This is a genomic window from Pantoea sp. C1E2 (assembly GCF_056491465.1).
Window position 1 is genome coordinate 1,132,748 of sequence record NZ_JBSZHT010000002.1, and the last position, 18,476, is coordinate 1,151,223.

Sequence of the window (18,476 nt, forward strand, 5' to 3'; positions counted from 1 at the left end):
AGGAACATTATGAGTCTTAATTACCTGGATTTTGAACAGCCAATCGCAGAACTGGAAGCGAAAATCGACTCGCTGAAGTCAATTGGCCGTTCGGATGAAAAACACGATATTAATCTGGATGAAGAAGTGCAGCGTCTGCGCGAAAAAAGCGTTGAGCTGACCCGTAAAATCTTCTCCGATTTAGGTGCATGGCAGGTTGCGCAGCTCGCGCGTCACCCGCTGCGCCCTTATACGCTGGACTATGTCCGCAACGCGTTTGATGATTTCGATGAGTTAGCAGGCGACCGTGCTTATGCTGACGACAAAGCGATTGTCGGCGGTATTGCCCGTCTGGATGGTCGCCCTGTGATGATCATTGGACATCAGAAAGGTCGTGAAACCAAAGAGAAGATCCGTCGTAACTTTGGTATGCCAGCGCCAGAAGGCTACCGTAAAGCACTGCGACTGATGGAAATGGCTGAACGCTTTAAGATGCCATTGATCACTTTCATCGATACCCCAGGTGCTTATCCTGGCGTGGGTGCTGAAGAGCGTGGTCAGTCTGAAGCGATCGCACGTAACCTGCGTGAAATGTCAGGCCTTAAAATTCCGGTGATCTGCACCGTGATTGGCGAAGGCGGTTCCGGTGGTGCGCTGGCGATCGGTGTCGGCGACAAAGTGAACATGCTGCAGTACAGCACCTATTCGGTGATTTCACCGGAAGGCTGTGCGTCAATCCTGTGGAAAAGCGCTGATAAAGCGCCATTGGCTGCGGAAGCGATGGGCATCACTGCCGATCGCCTGAAAGAGCTGAAGCTGATTGACTCGATCATCCCAGAACCATTGGGTGGCGCGCATCGTCAACCGTTGGATATCGCCGCAAGCCTGAAGAAGCAACTGCTGGCGGATCTGGCCGATCTCGACGTGCTGAGCACTGAAGAGCTGCTTAATCGTCGCTATCAGCGTCTGATGAGCTACGGCTACGCGTAAGCCAGCTTGTGAAGTGAAAGAAGCGGACTCCGGTCCGCTTTTTTTATTCCATTAGTTAGGGATTTTTGCTGCATGCTCAGTGCGCTCCCGTCCAAAGTGCAGGGCGTACATTACTCCTTGAACTGCCCTGAATAATGAGAGGGATCAAACAGACGACGATGAATTGTGCAGCCATGACGTTCTAACCGGCCAGAGAAGGCCAGCTCGAAGAGCAAAGCGTCCGGGCCACGGATGGCCCGGCCGATCTGCATGGATGCGTTGTTCCTTTGCGATCGGGCTGGCCTTCTCTGGCCTTTGCTCCCAACTCTCAGCAATTCCCCTAAACAACCGCCTTTCTCATCCCAGCCATACATCTACTATCAACAACACCGCATTCCAGAACATTCCCCTCTCACTTTTCGCTATCCTTATTCAGTGCCATAACACCACAGGAGGTGAGCATTGAATATTATCGCGATCATGGGACCGCACGGCGCATTCTACAAAGATGAACCGATTCGTGAACTGGACGCAGCCCTCAAGCTGCAAGGCTTCCAGACCGTCTATCCCAACAATGCCAGCGACCTGCTGAAACTGATTGAACACAACCCACGCATCTGCGGCGTGGTTTTTGACTGGGACGATTACAGCCTGGCGTTGTGCAGCGATATCAATCAGCTCAACGAATATCTGCCGCTGTATGCCTTTATCAACACCCATTCGCAGATGGATGTCAGCATCAACGAAATGCGCATGGCGCTGCAATTCTTCGAGTATGCGCTCAACGCGGCTGACGACATCGCATTGCACATTCGCCAGTACACCGATGAGTACATCGACAAAATCATGCCGCCACTCACCAAGGCGCTGTTTACCTATGTGAAAGAGGGCAAATACACCTTCTGCACGCCAGGCCATATGGGCGGCACCGCATTCCAGAAAAGCCCGGTGGGTAGCCTGTTCTATGATTTCTTCGGTGCGAACACGCTAAAGGCGGATGTCTCCATCTCCGTCACCGAACTCGGTTCGCTGCTTGACCACACCGGTCCGCATCTCGAAGCTGAAGAGTACGTCGCTCGCACCTTTGGAGCTGAACAGAGCTATATGGTGACCAACGGGACATCGACCTCCAACAAAATCGTTGGCATGTACGCCGCACCGGCAGGCAGCACGGTACTGATCGACCGTAACTGCCACAAATCACTTACGCATCTGCTAATGATGAGCGACATCATCCCGATCTGGCTCAAGCCGACGCGTAATGCGCTGGGCATTTTGGGTGGGATTCCGCAGCGGGAGTTCACGCGTGACAGCATCCAGCAGAAAGTTAATCAGACGCCGCGCGCCAGTTGGCCGGTGCACGCGGTGATCACTAACTCCACTTATGATGGCCTGCTGTATAACACCCAGTACATCAAAGAGACGCTGGATGTGCCGTCGATCCATTTCGATTCAGCTTGGGTGCCGTACACCAACTTCCATCCGATCTACAGCGGCAAAAGTGGTATGAGCGGGGAGCGAATACCCGGCAAAGTGATTTATGAAACGCAGTCGACGCACAAACTGCTGGCGGCGTTTTCGCAGGCCTCGCTGATTCATATTAAAGGTGATTACGACCACGACACCTTCAATGAAGCCTACATGATGCACACCACCACATCGCCGAGTTACGCGATTGTCTCATCGATTGAAACGGCGGCAGCGATGCTGCGTGGCAATCCTGGTAAGCGACTGATCAACCGCTCAGTCGAGCGTGCTCTGCATTTCCGTCGTGAGATTCAGCGGTTGCGAGAAGAGTGCGATGGCTGGTTCTTTGATATCTGGCAGCCCGAGCAGGTGGATGAAGCTGAGTGCTGGGCGATCCAACCGGGTGAAGAGGACTGGCATGGCTTTACGCAAGCCGATCGCGACCACATGTATCTCGACCCGATCAAAGTGACCATCCTGACGCCCGGCATGAGTGAATTAGGCAAAATGGCAGAAGAGGGGATTCCAGCGGCGCTGGTGGCGAAGTTCCTCGATCAGCGCGGTGTGGTGGTGGAGAAAACCGGGCCGTACAACCTGCTGTTCCTGTTCAGCATTGGTATTGATAAAACCAAAGCGATGAGCGTGCTGCGTGGCCTGACCGAGTTCAAACGCGCCTACGATCTCAACCTGCGGGTGAAAAACATGCTGCCGGATCTCTATGCCGAGGATCCTGACTTCTATCGCAATATGCGCATACAGACATTGGCGCAGGGCATCCATAATTTGATCCGGCAACATGATCTGCCGCGCCTGATGCTCAAAGCGTTTGATGTGTTGCCCGAATCGAAGATGACGCCGCATCAGGCATTCCAGCGCCAGGTACAGGGTAAAGTTGAAACCGTCGATATTCGTGAACTGGTCGGACGCATTTCCGCCAACATGATTCTGCCTTATCCGCCGGGTGTACCTTTGGTGATGCCTGGTGAGATGATCACTGAGGATAGTCGATCTGTGCTCGACTTTCTGCTGATGCTCTGCACCATCGGACGGCACTATCCAGGCTTTGAGACCGATATCCATGGCACAACACTCACCGATGATGGACGTTATCTGGTACGTGTGCTGCGTGAAGAGAACACCCATTAACTTCAGATAATTGCCTCTTTTCAGCGCCGCACCGAGCACGTAGGCTTAGCGGCTGATTCTATAGGAGCCGCTATGCTGCAGATAAAACAGATCCACCACATTGCCATTATTGCCACCGACTATCAGCGCAGTAAGGCGTTTTACTGTGACGTGCTCGGGTTTGAATTGCTCGGCGAGTATTACCGCGCCGAGCGTGATTCGTGGAAAGGGGATCTGGGACTGAACGGGGTTTACACCATCGAGCTGTTCTCGTTCCCTACACCGCCGCCACGCGTCAGCGGTCCTGAAGCCTGCGGTCTGCGCCATCTGGCGTTTTGTGTTGATGATGTTGAACAGTCGATTGCGGCTTTGGCAGAGAAAGGTGTGGTGTGCGAACCGATTCGCATTGATGCGCTAACCGGGAAGGCGTGCACCTTCTTCCCGGATCCAGACGGTTTGCCGCTGGAGCTGTATCAAGCGTAAAATAACCTTCGCTGCGGGCCGCAATCAGGCGGCTCGCTCTGATGGAACGCGCTCATGTCTTTTCCCCATCTTGCTTCGTTACTGACACCCGACGCCCGCTGTGTGCTGGCGTTCAGTGGCGGGTTGGATTCCACCGTCTTGCTGCACCAACTGGTGAGCTGGCAACGCCAGCAGCCGCAGCTGCGCGTGCGCGCGTTACACGTCCATCATGGGTTAAGCCCGAATGCTGATAGCTGGGCAACGCATTGTCTGCAAAGCTGCCAGCAGTGGCAGATTCCCTGCGAGGTGCTGCGGGTGCAAGTAGATGGCCATGCTAAAGGTATTGAGGCTGCGGCGCGTGAGGCTCGCTATCAGGCGCTGTTTCAACAGCTGCAACCCGGTGAGCACTTACTTACGGCCCAGCACCTGGATGACCAGTGTGAAACGCTGTTGTTAGCCTTAAAAAGGGGTAGCGGTCCAGCGGGGCTGGCGGCAATGCCAATACAGCGTCAGGTGGGTGGGCATTCGCACTTACGCCCGTTACTGGATCTCAGCCGCCAGCAACTCGAAGCCTATGCGGCAGAACACCGCTTACGCTGGATTGAGGATGAAAGTAACGCAGACAGCCGCTATGACCGCAATTTTCTTCGTCAGCAAATTTTGCCGTTGCTGCAGACGCGCTGGCCACATTTCAGTGCAGCCAGCTCGCGCAGTGCCGCGTTGTGCGGCGAGCAGGAGCAGTTGCTGGATGAATTACTGGCGGAACAGTTAGCTCAGCTCACTTATGCACAGGGCGCACTGCATTTTCCGCCAATGCTGGCGATGAGTGAAATGCGACGTCATGCTTTATTGCGACGTTGGATCGCACAGCAGGGCGGCGCAATGCCTTCACGGGACGCCTTAAAACGTATCACTGATGAAGTGATGCAAAGCCGTGAAGATGCCAATCCCTGCCTGCGTTTCGGTGCCTTCGAGCTACGCCGTTATCGACAACTGCTATTTTGGCTTCGATCGCAACCATCACTGAGTCAGCACTCGCTAACCTGGCATGACCGCAAGCAACCACTTGTATTGCCAGATGGTGTGGGGGAGTTACAGGCTGATGTGGAATTGGCCAGTTTACGTCAACCCGCTGAGGACGAATCGATCAACATTCGTTTTCAAGCCAGCGGCTATCATCATCTGCTGGGCCGTGCGGGAGGCCGGGAGATGAAAAAATTGTGGCAGGAGTTAGGTGTGCCACCCTGGCAGCGTGAACGTATTCCTTTGATTTACTACAACCAGACGCTGATCTGTGCACCGGGAATCTTTGTCACCCGCGAAGGTGCAGCCAGTCATGAGCAAGGCTGGCAGGCGATCTGGCTAAAACAACAATAACAGGAAGAGCAATGATGAAATACTGGATGGCAGCCACGTTGCTGGCTGCTGCGCTGCCGGCTTTTGCCGACGGTGATGTAAACGCGGGCGCGCAGAAAGCAGCAGCCTGTCTGGCGTGTCATGGGGCGGAAGGCAAAAGTGCGGTGCCGCTTTATCCCAATCTTGCCGGGCAACATGCGCCTTACCTGCTGCATTCGTTGCAGGCTTACAAAAAAGGGGAGCGCAGTGGTGGTCAGGCAGAAGTAATGAAGGCGTTTGTCGCGGGATTGAGCGATCAGGATATGGAAGATTTATCGGCGTATTACAGTTCGCTGAAGCCGTAAGCGAGGAGGGCGGGAGATCAGTTCCCGCCCGAATGCAGGATTTATTCGTCTTCGCTGACGATGACGGTGCCCAGCTCGGGGTGACTGAAGCTGGCAATATGGTCAAGCCTCAGTTCGCGGGTTTCACCGGAGAGATCGACCGTCAGGTACTCCACGTTTTTACGTGAGACCATGTCAACGGCTTTCGCCTTGAGCTGATCGCCGTTTTTTAACTCCAAAGACAGCGTCCAGTGTTTGGTGCAGGCGAGTTCGAGGCTATCGTAGTCATCGCAGTTGATGGGTTTGTAGGCTTCATTCGTCAACATAGTCGCTCACCAATAAGTTAGCAGCAGCATAAGCTGCTTGTTCCCTGACAGAAGAGTTTAGCGCAGAATTAGCGGCAATATCGTTGAGTGCGTTTAGCGCGCAACCTATCGCGTCTGGCACATACCCCAGGTCGCCACTTCCAATTTGGGCATATTTCTGGCGAACTAACTCACAATACTTTTGCACATACACCTCCTCAGCAGAGCTTAAATACTCTGGTTGATAAGCGACTATATCACAGGATTTTCATGGAAATCAGCCAGGAGAAGCCGGGATGTACGCAAAGAAAAGTGAAAAAGTGACACACAGCGCTGGTCTTAAGCCTTAAGACGGCGCACAAAAGGTTAAGTTGATGAACAGGTTATTACGCGACGCAATGTCGTTCTTAAAGGCAGGTGACAGATGATCGTGCTGTCGCGTTCGGTTTCACTTGCAGACAATGAAGTCGAGCTCAGTGCCATTCGTGCACAAGGCGCGGGTGGGCAGCATGTGAATAAAACGTCCACTGCTATCCATTTGCGTTTTGATATTCACGCTTCTTCGCTGCCGCCGTTTTACAAGGAGCGTTTGCTGGCCGCAAGCCACCATTTGATTACGGCAGAAGGCGTGGTGATCATCAAATCTCAGGAGTATCGCAGTCAGGAAATGAATCGTGAGGCGGCCCTGCAACGGCTCATCAATCTGATTCACGAGTTAACCACGGTTGAAAAGGTAAGGCGGGCAACGCGTCCTACGCGGGCGTCAAAAGAAAGGCGACTGGATGGTAAATCGCGGCGAAGCAGTGTGAAATCGATGCGGGGTAAAGTGCAATAAAAAACGCCTCCCGGGGGAGGCGTCTCGCGATTACTTGTTCAGCGCTTTTGCCAGGAACTCGACAATATCGTGCTGTTTGATCATCTGCTTCTCACTGGAAGAACGCGCCTTGTACTCGATCTCTTCATTATCGAGGTTACGATCACCAATCACGATGGTGTGCGGCACGCCAATCAGTTCCATATCAGCGAACATTACACCTGGACGCTCTTTACGGTCATCCAGAATCACATCAATGCCTTTTGCACGCAGCTGGCTGTACAGCTCTTCAGCCAATTCTTTCACGCGGAAAGATTTCTGCATATTCATCGGCAGAATCGCGACTTCGAACGGCGCTAGCGCTGCAGGCCAGATAATGCCACGTTCGTCATGGTTCTGCTCGATGGCTGCGGCCACTACGCGAGTGATACCAATACCGTAGCAACCCATGGTCATGACCTGGTTACGACCATCTTCACCCTGCACTGCGGCTTTCATCGCGTCAGAGTACTTGGTGCCTAACTGGAAGATGTGACCCACTTCGATACCACGTTTAATCTGCAGCGTGCCTTTGCCATCCGGGCTTGGATCGCCCTCAACCACGTTACGGATATCTTCCACGCGCGCTTCAGGCAGATCGCGCAGCCAGTTGATGCCGGCAAAGTGCTGACCATCAATGTTGGCGCCTGCAGAGAAATCGCTCATTTTAGCAACAGTGCGGTCGGCAATCACAGGCATGCTCAGACCAACCGGGCCGATTGAACCAAAGCCTGCACCAACGGCAGCGCGAATCGCTTCTTCACTGCCCATCTCCAATGGAGAGGCAACGATATCCAGATGCTCGGCTTTAATTTCGTTGAGTTCATGATCGCCGCGGACCAATAAGGCAACCAGCGCATGGCCGCTCTCTTCCGCACCTTTCACAATCAGCGTCTTCACGGTTTTTTCTACCGGGATCTGATGTTGCTCAACCAATTCTGCAATCGTTTTGGCGTTTGGCGTGGCGAACTGTGTCATCGCCTGAGTCGCAGCCGGACGTTCGCCCACTGGCGCCAGTGCTTCAGCTTTTTCGATGTTAGCAGCGTAATCGGATTCGCTGGAGAAGATCACATCATCTTCACCGCTCAGCGCCAGCACCTGGAATTCATGTGAGCCGCTACCGCCAATTGAACCGGTGTCAGCCTGTACGGCGCGGAAGTCCAGACCCATACGGCTAAAGCTCTGGCTGTAAGCGCGATACATCGCGTCGTAGGTTTCCTGCAAGGATTCCTGCGAGGTATGGAATGAGTAAGCATCTTTCATGATGAACTCACGCGAACGCATCACACCAAAGCGCGGACGCACTTCATCACGGAATTTGGTCTGGATCTGGTAGACATTCAGCGGCAGCTGTTTGTAAGAACTCAGTTCATTACGGATCAGGTCGGTGACCACTTCTTCATGAGTCGGACCCAATACGAACGGACGCTCGTGACGATCTTTAATGCGCAGCAGCTCCGGGCCGTACTGCTCCCAACGACCGCTCTCTTCCCACAAATCGGCAGGCTGAACCACCGGCATGGAGATCTCAATCGCACCCGCGTTGTTCATCTCTTCGCGTACGATATTTTCAACTTTTCGCAGTACGCGAACACCGGTCGGCAACCAGGTATAAAGACCGGAAGCCAGTTTGCGGATCATACCGGCGCGCAGCATCAGCTGGTGGCTGATCACTTCCGCATCGGATGGCGTCTCTTTCAGGGTAGAGAGCAGATATTGAGTAGTACGCATTGATTACGATTCCAGTTGTACGGAAGGACACGGACAAAAAATTTTCTGGCGGCTAGTGTACCAGCGAGATCCATCACTCAAAAGCTTGTTTTAGCGCGGATCGAGGGCGATCACTTCAGTGCCGACTTCATCGATACGCCAGCGCACATTAAAGTCGAGCAGCCAGGCAGCATACTCACGATCTTCCGCTTCGCCTTTACGGTAAGCCGGACGGGGATCTTGCGCTAAAACGTCTGCGATAAAGCGTGCCAGATGGGGATAGTTTTTCTGCTGCTGAATCTGGCTCTGCGCTAAAGCAGAGAAGCGCACGGGCATGGTGGCATCCGGGGCGCTTTGGGCAAATCCGGCGCGTGCATCAGGCAACGCTTCAGCAAACGGCAGGTACGGTTTGATATCGACCACCGGTGTGCCATCCACTAAATCCAGGCTACCGAGCTGTAAAATGACCTGCTGCTTCTCGCAACGAATGCCTTTTAACTCAACCAATGACATGCCAATGGGATTGGGACGGAAGGTTGAGCGTGTGGCAAACACGCCCATACGTGCGTTTCCACCTAACCGCGGTGGTCGCACTGTTGGACGCCAACCGCCTTCCATAGTTTGATGGAAGACGAACAGCACCCAAAGATGGCTGAAGGCTTCAAGCCCGCGCACCGCTTCTGGCTGATTATACGGCGGCAGCAAGTGCAGCTCGCCGCCGCCATCCTGCACTAAGCCAGGCTGGCGCGGTACAGCAAATTTCTCTTTCCACGGCGAACGAATCACGCCGATTTGCGCAAAGGCAAAATCACTCATTGATTAGAAACTTTCAGTGCAGAGCCCTGGCAAATGGCCTGGCGATAGCAGCCTGGCGTGCTGGTGACGATCTCGCACTTATGCAGCAATACCGCGTTAGCTTTCATACCCGCCGCTTTAATCTGCAGACGCTTACGCGCGGTGTTAATGTTCGGTGGTGAATCCTGGCTGCTGCTCTGGCAATCATCGGCAGAGACTTCACCCAGGTCGCGGAACGGATTGCTGACCAGAGCTGTGGCGTCGGTGTAAATCTTCACCGGCGCCGGGCGTGGAGTCGGTTTACGTTCAGGTTCGCTGGATGACTGTTGCGGGCGAGCGGGAGCACTGCTTATTGGGTGATATTCACGAACACACCCGGTTAGCATCAATGCTAACAAGCAGAGCGGTAAAAAACGCATGGCAACATCCTCAGTAGTAAAAAGTGGCGTTATTGAAACAAGGACGGGATTAAATAACAAGTCAGCAAAAAGAAAGGGCGGCCTAAGCCGCCCTGGATGGCATCAAAGGCAAAAATTACCAGCCTTTGACTGCACCACCGTTGAAGATTTTATTCGCGGCTTCTGAAACTTCATCAGACTGATATGCCTGAACAAATTTCTTCACGTTTTCCGCATCCTTATTATCTTCACGGCTGACGATCAGGTTCACGTAAGGAGAATCTTTATCTTCGACAAAGATGCCGTCTTTCGCAGGTGTCAGGCCAATCTGGCTAGCGTAAGTGGTGTTGATCACCGCCAGTGCAATCTGCTGATCGTCCAGTGAACGTGGCAGCTGCGGCGCTTCCAGCTCAACAATCTTCAGGTTTTTCGGGTTCTCAACGATATCCAGTGAAGTTGGCAGCAAGCCCACGCCATCTTTCAGTTTAATCAGGCCCACTTTCTGCAGCAGCAGCAGTGAACGACCGAGGTTGGTTGGATCGTTAGGGATAGCGACCTGCGCACCGTTCTGCAGTTCATCCAGTGATTTGATTTTCTTCGAGTAGCCGGCAATCGGGTAAACAAAGGTATTGGCCACGGCAACCAGCTTGTAACCGCGGTCTTTGATCTGCTGATCCAGATAAGGCTTATGCTGGAAGGCGTTAACATCGATATCGCCTTTGCTCAACGCTTCGTTTGGCAGCACGTAATCGTTGAAAGTCACCAGTTCAACATCCAGACCGTATTTCTCTTTAGCGACCTTAACAGCGGTTTCAGCAACCTGCTGCTCAGCACCGACAATCACACCCACTTTAATGTGGTTTGGATCTTTAGCTTTCTGATCGCATCCTGCCAGCGCAATTGCGCCAATCAGAGCACCCACAGCGGCAATCTTTTTAAATGTGAAAGACATATCCCTTCCTTAATAGAGGACTATTGATGTTGTTTACTTATTTATGGGACACAGCACGCACAATGCGGTCGCCACAGAACTGAATTAAATACACCAGAACAACCAGCAAAATCAGTACGGTATTCATTACCGTAGCGTTATAGCCAATGTAACCATACTGGTAGCCAATCTGACCCAGACCGCCAGCGCCGACAGCGCCGCCCATGGCGGAGTAGCCGACCAGCGTAATCAGGGTAATTGTAGCGGCATTCACCAGACCCGGCAGGGCTTCTGGGAGCAACACTTTACGTACGATCTGTAGTGGCGTTGCACCCATCGCACGTGAGGCTTCAATTAAACCGGTTGGCAACTCCAGCAGTGCATTCTCAACCATACGCGCAATGAAAGGTGCGGCGCCGACCGTCAGTGGCACGATAGCGGCTTGCAAACCAATGGAGGTGCCGACAATCATGCGTGTGAAGGGAATCATCCATACCAGTAATATGATGAAGGGAATTGATCGGAAGATATTCACCACCGCGGAAAGCACGCGATAGAGGGTGCCATTGGCCAGAATTTGCCCTGGGCGGGTGACGTACAGCAGCACGCCTACCGGCAGACCGAGCACAAAACCAAAGAAACCGGAGACGAAGGTCATCATCAGCGTTTCCCAGACGCCACGCGTCAGTAACCACATCATCGCTTCAGACATAACCCAGTACCTCTACTTTCACATGATTTTCTTTCAGCCAGGTAATCGCTGCCTGTGTATCTGTTTCACTACCATCCATTTCCGCCAGCATAATGCCGAACTTCACACCGCCCGCGTAATCCATCTGCGCACTGATAATGTTGTTGTTGACGTTGAAGCGACGTGCGGCTTCTGACAGCAGCGGTGCATCGACCGATTTTCCGGTGAACTCCAGGCGCAACAGCGGGACACTTTCAGCCGAGGCTAGCGGCTGCATACGCTGCTGGTAATCGTCTGGGATATCCAGATGCAGCGTCGATTGAATAAACTGCTGAGCCAATGGCGTTTTAGGATGTGAGAACACTTCGCTAACGCTGTCTTTCTCGATCAGCTCACCATTACTGATGACGGCAACCTGGTCGCAGATGCGTTTCACGACATCCATCTCATGGGTGATCAGCAGAATAGTGATCCCCAGTCGGCGGTTGATGTCTTTCAGTAATTCTAAAATGGAACGCGTCGTTGCCGGATCGAGGGCGCTGGTGGCTTCGTCACACAGCAAAACCTTTGGATTAGTAGCCAACGCACGCGCAATCGCCACACGCTGTTTCTGTCCGCCGGAAAGATTCGCAGGCCAGCTGTCGTGTTTGTCTGCCAGCCCAACTAACTCCAGCAGTTCAGTCACACGGCTTTTGATCTGCTCGCGAGAGAGGTTTCCCAATTCAAGCGGCAGCGCAACGTTACCGGATACGGTACGTGAGTTCATTAAATTGAAGTGCTGGAAGATCATGCCAATCTGACGACGTGCCAGCGTCAGTTTTGAGGAGGAGAGGGCAGTCAAATCCTGACCATCCACCAGAACGCGCCCCGATGTTGGACGCTCAAGTAAGTTAACGCAGCGGATGAGCGTACTTTTACCGGCACCGGATGATCCGATGACGCCATAAATCTGTCCGGCAGGCACGTGCAGGCTGACATCTGAGAGCGCCTGAATAGTGCGTGAACCTTGCTGGAACACTTTGGTAATGTTTTCGAGTTTAATCATTAGTTTAATAGTTATCGTATTACGTTGTCCGTGGTGTATCGGCTTCCACGCGATGGCGCTGCGTGAAATTTGGATGGATGTTAAGGCATCCAGACGGCTAAATCAATCGAAGTCATTCAATCTGCCATTCTCTCTATATATGCAATCATGCGATACTGTGCGGCATTATTTGCAGCAGGAGTTTCTACGTGTCGAACAAAGTCCCCGCTATTTTTCTAGATCGTGATGGCACCCTGAATGTCGATCACGGTTATGTTCATGAAATCGATAATTTTGAATTCATCGACGGTACCATTGAAGCGTTACAGGCGCTGAAGAAGATGGGTTACGCGCTGGTACTGGTGACTAATCAGTCCGGTATTGCGCGCGGCATGTTTACTGAAGACCAGTTTATGCAGCTCACCGAATGGATGGATTGGTCGCTGGCAGATCGTGATGTTGATCTTGATGGCATCTATTTCTGTCCTCATCTGCCAGATGCAACAGTAGAAGAGTATCGCCAGGTGTGTGATTGCCGTAAGCCGCAGCCCGGTATGCTGCTCTCTGCGCAGAAGCATTTGAACATCGATATGGCTGCTTCTTATATGGTTGGCGACAAAATAGAAGATATGCAGGCGGCGTTGGCGGCAGGTGTGGGCACTAAAGTGCTGGTTCGCTCTGGTAAGCCTGTCACTGCAGAAGGGGAAAATGCAGCCGATTGGGTGCTTAATAGCCTCTCAGAGCTGCCTGGACGTATCAAAAAGGGGTGATGTAGACTGTTTTGTGCAATTTTCAAGCGAACGAATGAAAGTCTTAAAAATTGCCCTTGCGCTTCCTCAGAACCTCCCTATAATGCGCCACCACTGAGACGGCAAAGCGGCAACGCAGACGGCTCAGCAGGGAGTGAAGAGATTCACCCCGCCAGATGAAAAACGCTGAAAAAAGTGTTTGACTCTGAAGGAGAGAAGCGTAATATACGCCACCTCGCAACAGCAAGTTAAAACGCTGATTGCACTGCTCTTTAACAATTTATCAGACAATCTGTGTGGGCACTCGCAGGATTGATATCAACGTCTCCGGACGTAAAAAATATCAAGTCTCACGAGTGAACACATAATGAAATTCATTATGACGTTTTACAGATGAGCATCGCTGAACTTGTTTCAGCAAATCAAACTTAAATTGAAGAGTTTGATCATGGCTCAGATTGAACGCTGGCGGCAGGCCTAACACATGCAAGTCGAACGGTAGCACAGAGGAGCTTGCTCCTTGGGTGACGAGTGGCGGACGGGTGAGTAATGTCTGGGAAACTGCCCGATGGAGGGGGATAACTACTGGAAACGGTAGCTAATACCGCATAACGTCTTCGGACCAAAGTGGGGGACCTTCGGGCCTCACACCATCGGATGTGCCCAGATGGGATTAGCTAGTAGGTGGGGTAATGGCTCACCTAGGCGACGATCCCTAGCTGGTCTGAGAGGATGACCAGCCACACTGGAACTGAGACACGGTCCAGACTCCTACGGGAGGCAGCAGTGGGGAATATTGCACAATGGGCGCAAGCCTGATGCAGCCATGCCGCGTGTATGAAGAAGGCCTTCGGGTTGTAAAGTACTTTCAGTGGGGAGGAAGGCGTTAAGGTTAATAGCCTTGACGATTGACGTTACCCGCAGAAGAAGCACCGGCTAACTCCGTGCCAGCAGCCGCGGTAATACGGAGGGTGCAAGCGTTAATCGGAATTACTGGGCGTAAAGCGCACGCAGGCGGTCTGTCAAGTCGGATGTGAAATCCCCGGGCTCAACCTGGGAACTGCATTCGAAACTGGCAGGCTAGAGTCTTGTAGAGGGGGGTAGAATTCCAGGTGTAGCGGTGAAATGCGTAGAGATCTGGAGGAATACCGGTGGCGAAGGCGGCCCCCTGGACAAAGACTGACGCTCAGGTGCGAAAGCGTGGGGAGCAAACAGGATTAGATACCCTGGTAGTCCACGCCGTAAACGATGTCGACTTGGAGGTTGTTCCCTTGAGGAGTGGCTTCCGGAGCTAACGCGTTAAGTCGACCGCCTGGGGAGTACGGCCGCAAGGTTAAAACTCAAATGAATTGACGGGGGCCCGCACAAGCGGTGGAGCATGTGGTTTAATTCGATGCAACGCGAAGAACCTTACCTACTCTTGACATCCAGAGAACTTAGCAGAGATGCTTTGGTGCCTTCGGGAACTCTGAGACAGGTGCTGCATGGCTGTCGTCAGCTCGTGTTGTGAAATGTTGGGTTAAGTCCCGCAACGAGCGCAACCCTTATCCTTTGTTGCCAGCGGGTTATGCCGGGAACTCAAAGGAGACTGCCAGTGATAAACTGGAGGAAGGTGGGGATGACGTCAAGTCATCATGGCCCTTACGAGTAGGGCTACACACGTGCTACAATGGCGCATACAAAGAGAAGCGACCTCGCGAGAGCAAGCGGACCTCATAAAGTGCGTCGTAGTCCGGATCGGAGTCTGCAACTCGACTCCGTGAAGTCGGAATCGCTAGTAATCGTAGATCAGAATGCTACGGTGAATACGTTCCCGGGCCTTGTACACACCGCCCGTCACACCATGGGAGTGGGTTGCAAAAGAAGTAGGTAGCTTAACCTTCGGGAGGGCGCTTACCACTTTGTGATTCATGACTGGGGTGAAGTCGTAACAAGGTAACCGTAGGGGAACCTGCGGTTGGATCACCTCCTTACCTGAAGATACCTTCCCGCGCAGTGCTCACACAGATTGTCTGATAGAAAAGTAATGAGCAAGACGGCTGCGAAGTCGTGACACTATCGTGTCCCCTTCGTCTAGCGGTTAGGACTCCGCCCTTTCACGGCGGCAACAGGGGTTCGAATCCCCTAGGGGACGCCACTTGCTTGGTGACAGGTGAAAGGTGTCTCCACAGTATCTCAAAACCAGCTTGCGAGCTGCGTTTGAGATATTTGCTCTTTAACAATCCGGAACAAGCTGAAAATTGAAACGACACGTCGCGTTCATTCTCCGTAATAAGAATGAATAAGCGATGTGTTCGAGTCTCTCAAATGCTTGCAGTCTGCATGCGTTGTAAAACGCCTGTGGGTTGTGAGGTTAAGCGACTAAGCGTACACGGTGGATGCCCTGGCAGTCAGAGGCGATGAAGGACGTGCTAATCTGCGTAAAGCGTCGGTAAGGTGATATGAACCGCTACAGCCGACGATGTCCGAATGGGGAAACCCGGTGCACTCTGTGCATCATCGCAACATGAATACATAGTGTTGCGAGGCGAACCTGGGGAACTGAAACATCTAAGTACCCAGAGGAAAAGAAATCAACCGAGATTCCCCCAGTAGCGGCGAGCGAACGGGGAACAGCCCAGAACCTGAATCAGTTTGTGCATTAGTGGAAGCGTCTGGAAAGTCGCAGGGTACAGGGTGATACTCCCGTACACAAAAATGCACTTACTGTGAGTTCGAAGAGTAGGGCGGGACACGTGGTATCCTGTCTGAATATGGGGGGACCATCCTCCAAGGCTAAATACTCCTGACTGACCGATAGTGAACCAGTACCGTGAGGGAAAGGCGAAAAGAACCCCGGCGAGGGGAGTGAAACAGAACCTGAAACCGTGTACGTACAAGCAGTGGGAGCCTCTTTTATGGGGTGACTGCGTACCTTTTGTATAATGGGTCAGCGACTTATATTCTGTAGCAAGGTTAACCGTATAGGGGAGCCGCAGGGAAACCGAGTCTTAACTGGGCGTTAAGTTGCAGGGTATAGACCCGAAACCCGGTGATCTAGCCATGGGCAGGTTGAAGGTTGGGTAACACTAACTGGAGGACCGAACCGACTAATGTTGAAAAATTAGCGGATGACTTGTGGCTGGGGGTGAAAGGCCAATCAAACCGGGAGATAGCTGGTTCTCCCCGAAAGCTATTTAGGTAGCGCCTCGTGAACTCATCTTCGGGGGTAGAGCACTGTTTCGGCTAGGGGGCCATCCCGGCTTACCAACCCGATGCAAACTGCGAATACCGAAGAATGTTATCACGGGAGACACACGGCGGGTGCTAACGTCCGTCGTGAAGAGGGAAACAACCCAGACCGCCAGCTAAGGTCCCAAAGTCATGGTTAAGTGGGAAACGATGTGGGAAGGCACAGACAGCCAGGATGTTGGCTTAGAAGCAGCCATCATTTAAAGAAAGCGTAATAGCTCACTGGTCGAGTCGGCCTGCGCGGAAGATGTAACGGGGCTAAACCATGCACCGAAGCTGCGGCAGCGACGCGTATGCGTTGTTGGGTAGGGGAGCGTTCTGTAAGCCGTTGAAGGTGGCCTGTGAGGGTTGCTGGAGGTATCAGAAGTGCGAATGCTGACATAAGTAACGATAAAGCGGGTGAAAAGCCCGCTCGCCGGAAGACCAAGGGTTCCTGTTCAACGTTAATCGGAGCAGGGTGAGTCGACCCCTAAGGCGAGGCTGAAAAGCGTAGTCGATGGGAAGCAGGTTAATATTCCTGCACTTGGTGTTACTGCGAAGGGGGGACGGAGAAGGCTAGGTTATCCGGGCGACGGTTGTCCCGGTTTAAGCATGTAGGCGGAGAGTTTAGGTAAATCCGGACTCTTGTTAACGCTGAGGTGTGATGACGAGCCACTACGGTGGTGAAGTAACTGATGCCCTGCTTCCAGGAAAAGCCTCTAAGCTCCAGGTAACACGAAATCGTACCCCAAACCGACACAGGTGGTCAGGTAGAGAATACCAAGGCGCTTGAGAGAACTCGGGTGAAGGAACTAGGCAAAATGGTGCCGTAACTTCGGGAGAAGGCACGCTGGCGCGTAGGTGAAGGGACTTGCTCCCCGAGCTGAAGCCAGTCGAAGATACCAGCTGGCTGCAACTGTTTATTAAAAACACAGCACTGTGCAAACACGAAAGTGGACGTATACGGTGTGACGCCTGCCCGGTGCCGGAAGGTTAATTGATGGGGTTATCCGCAAGGAGAAGCTCTTGATCGAAGCCCCGGTAAACGGCGGCCGTAACTATAACGGTCCTAAGGTAGCGAAATTCCTTGTCGGGTAAGTTCCGACCTGCACGAATGGCGTAATGATGGCCAGGCTGTCTCCACCCGAGACTCAGTGAAATTGAAATCGCTGTGAAGATGCAGTGTACCCGCGGCAAGACGGAAAGACCCCGTGAACCTTTACTATAGCTTGACACTGAACATTGAGCCTTGATGTGTAGGATAGGTGGGAGGCTTTGAAGCGTGGACGCCAGTCTGCGTGGAGCCAACCTTGAAATACCACCCTTTAATGTTTGATGTTCTAACGTAGGCCCGTGATCCGGGCTGCGGACAGTGTCTGGTGGGTAGTTTGACTGGGGCGGTCTCCTCCTAAAGAGTAACGGAGGAGCACGAAGGTTGGCTAATCCTGGTCGGACATCAGGAGGTTAGTGCAATGGCATAAGCCAGCTTGACTGCGAGAGTGACGGCTCGAGCAGGTGCGAAAGCAGGTCATAGTGATCCGGTGGTTCTGAATGGAAGGGCCATCGCTCAACGGATAAAAGGTACTCCGGGGATAACAGGCTGATACCGCCCAAGAGTTCATATCGACGGCGGTGTTTGGCACCTCGATGTCGGCTCATCACATCCTGGGGCTGAAGTAGGTCCCAAGGGTACGGCTGTTCGCCGTTTAAAGTGGTACGCGAGCTGGGTTTAGAACGTCGTGAGACAGTTCGGTCCCTATCTGCCGTGGGCGCTGGAGAATTGAGGGGGGTTGCTCCTAGTACGAGAGGACCGGAGTGAACGCACCACTGGTGTTCGGGTTGTCATGCCAATGGCATTGCCCGGTAGCTAAGTGCGGAAAAGATAAGTGCTGAAAGCATCTAAGCACGAAACTTGCCCCGAGATGAGTTCTCCCTGACTCCTTGAGAGTCCTGAAGGGACGTTGAAGACTACGACGTTGATAGGCCGGATGTGTAAGTGCAGCGATGCATTGAGCTAACCGGTACTAATGACCCGTGAGGCTTAACCTTACAACGCCAGAGGCGTTTTTGAGAGACGCAGTAGATTTTCAGCTTGTTCAGAGATTGGTTCGCGTGGTTACGGAAGTAAC

Annotated in this window: 15 protein-coding genes, 1 tRNA gene and 2 rRNA genes; 10 read left to right on the forward strand and 8 right to left on the reverse strand. The window is 52.8% G+C overall.

Annotated features, from left to right (window positions below; all coding sequences use genetic code 11):
- Positions 1-9 precede the first annotated feature (9 nt).
- The 5 genes from accA (at position 10) to ACXI0A_RS05375 (ending at position 5,702) form a co-directional block, all read left to right on the forward strand.
- The gene (accA, locus tag ACXI0A_RS05355; protein WP_224935468.1) at positions 10-969 is read left to right on the forward strand and encodes an acetyl-CoA carboxylase carboxyl transferase subunit alpha; all 960 of its coding nucleotides are present in this window, start codon (positions 10-12) and stop codon (positions 967-969) included.
- 441 nt (positions 970-1,410) lie between these two features.
- Positions 1,411-3,561 carry a lysine decarboxylase LdcC gene (locus tag ACXI0A_RS05360; RefSeq protein ID WP_476150008.1) on the forward strand — a complete coding sequence of 717 codons (2,151 nt, stop codon included), beginning with the start codon at positions 1,411-1,413 and terminating at the stop codon, positions 3,559-3,561.
- 72 nt (positions 3,562-3,633) lie between these two features.
- On the forward strand, positions 3,634-4,023 hold the full coding sequence (locus ACXI0A_RS05365; protein WP_476150007.1) for a VOC family protein: 390 nt from the start codon (positions 3,634-3,636) through the stop codon (positions 4,021-4,023).
- A 54-nt stretch (positions 4,024-4,077) separates the two neighbouring features.
- Entirely contained in the window at positions 4,078-5,379 is a 1,302-nt protein-coding gene (gene tilS / locus ACXI0A_RS05370; RefSeq protein ID WP_476150006.1) for a tRNA lysidine(34) synthetase TilS, read from the forward strand.
- A gap of 14 nt (positions 5,380-5,393) precedes the next feature.
- Entirely contained in the window at positions 5,394-5,702 is a 309-nt protein-coding gene (locus ACXI0A_RS05375) for a c-type cytochrome (protein ID WP_476151147.1), read from the forward strand.
- 41 nt (positions 5,703-5,743) lie between these two features.
- Here the strand turns inward: ACXI0A_RS05375 and rof are convergent, their stop codons facing one another.
- Both rof and ACXI0A_RS05385 read right to left on the reverse strand, forming a co-directional pair.
- Positions 5,744-6,007 carry a Rho-binding antiterminator gene (gene rof / locus ACXI0A_RS05380; protein WP_038648888.1) on the reverse strand — a complete coding sequence of 88 codons (264 nt, stop codon included), beginning with the start codon at positions 6,005-6,007 and terminating at the stop codon, positions 5,744-5,746.
- Complete coding sequence (locus tag ACXI0A_RS05385) at positions 5,994-6,194, reverse strand: YaeP family protein (RefSeq protein ID WP_100704667.1); 201 nt, start codon at positions 6,192-6,194, stop codon at positions 5,994-5,996. The genes rof and ACXI0A_RS05385 overlap by 14 nt, the downstream gene beginning before the upstream one ends.
- Before the next feature lie 216 nt (positions 6,195-6,410).
- Here ACXI0A_RS05385 and arfB point away from each other — a divergent pair, with 216 nt between their 5' ends.
- A complete protein-coding gene (gene arfB / locus ACXI0A_RS05390; protein ID WP_224935456.1) occupies positions 6,411-6,821 on the forward strand; it encodes an alternative ribosome rescue aminoacyl-tRNA hydrolase ArfB in 411 nt (136 codons plus the stop codon).
- A 30-nt stretch (positions 6,822-6,851) separates the two neighbouring features.
- Here the strand turns inward: arfB and proS are convergent, their stop codons facing one another.
- From proS to metN, 6 genes are all read right to left on the reverse strand, one after another.
- Complete coding sequence (proS, locus tag ACXI0A_RS05395) at positions 6,852-8,570, reverse strand: proline--tRNA ligase (protein ID WP_476150004.1); 1,719 nt, start codon at positions 8,568-8,570, stop codon at positions 6,852-6,854.
- 90 nt (positions 8,571-8,660) lie between these two features.
- Positions 8,661-9,365, reverse strand: a complete 705-nt coding sequence (tsaA, locus tag ACXI0A_RS05400; RefSeq protein WP_476150002.1) for a tRNA (N6-threonylcarbamoyladenosine(37)-N6)-methyltransferase TrmO — start codon at positions 9,363-9,365, stop codon at positions 8,661-8,663.
- On the reverse strand, positions 9,362-9,763 hold the full coding sequence (gene rcsF / locus ACXI0A_RS05405) for an Rcs stress response system protein RcsF (RefSeq protein WP_224935448.1): 402 nt from the start codon (positions 9,761-9,763) through the stop codon (positions 9,362-9,364). The genes tsaA and rcsF overlap by 4 nt, the downstream gene beginning before the upstream one ends.
- Before the next feature lie 115 nt (positions 9,764-9,878).
- The gene (locus ACXI0A_RS05410; protein ID WP_100704672.1) at positions 9,879-10,694 is read right to left on the reverse strand and encodes a MetQ/NlpA family lipoprotein; all 816 of its coding nucleotides are present in this window, start codon (positions 10,692-10,694) and stop codon (positions 9,879-9,881) included.
- Positions 10,695-10,731: 37 nt separating this feature from the next.
- Positions 10,732-11,385, reverse strand: coding sequence for a methionine ABC transporter permease MetI (locus tag ACXI0A_RS05415; RefSeq protein WP_476150001.1), 654 nt, complete (start codon positions 11,383-11,385; stop codon positions 10,732-10,734).
- Positions 11,378-12,409, reverse strand: coding sequence for a methionine ABC transporter ATP-binding protein MetN (gene metN, locus ACXI0A_RS05420; protein WP_476149999.1), 1,032 nt, complete (start codon positions 12,407-12,409; stop codon positions 11,378-11,380). Before metN ends, ACXI0A_RS05415 begins: the two co-directional genes overlap by 8 nt.
- Positions 12,410-12,597: 188 nt before the next feature.
- On the opposite strand from metN, the gene gmhB reads away from it, so the two are divergent.
- From gmhB to ACXI0A_RS05440, 4 genes are all read left to right on the forward strand, one after another.
- The gene (gene gmhB, locus ACXI0A_RS05425) at positions 12,598-13,158 is read left to right on the forward strand and encodes a D-glycero-beta-D-manno-heptose 1,7-bisphosphate 7-phosphatase (protein WP_224935440.1); all 561 of its coding nucleotides are present in this window, start codon (positions 12,598-12,600) and stop codon (positions 13,156-13,158) included.
- Between the two features lie 409 nt (positions 13,159-13,567).
- Positions 13,568-15,110, forward strand: a 16S ribosomal RNA gene (locus ACXI0A_RS05430).
- Between the two features lie 89 nt (positions 15,111-15,199).
- Positions 15,200-15,274: transfer RNA gene (locus tag ACXI0A_RS05435), tRNA-Glu, on the forward strand.
- A gap of 214 nt (positions 15,275-15,488) precedes the next feature.
- A 23S ribosomal RNA gene (locus tag ACXI0A_RS05440) occupies positions 15,489-18,396 on the forward strand.
- The 16S and 23S rRNA genes sit together here with 1 tRNA gene alongside, the layout of an rRNA operon.
- Positions 18,397-18,476 lie beyond the last annotated feature (80 nt).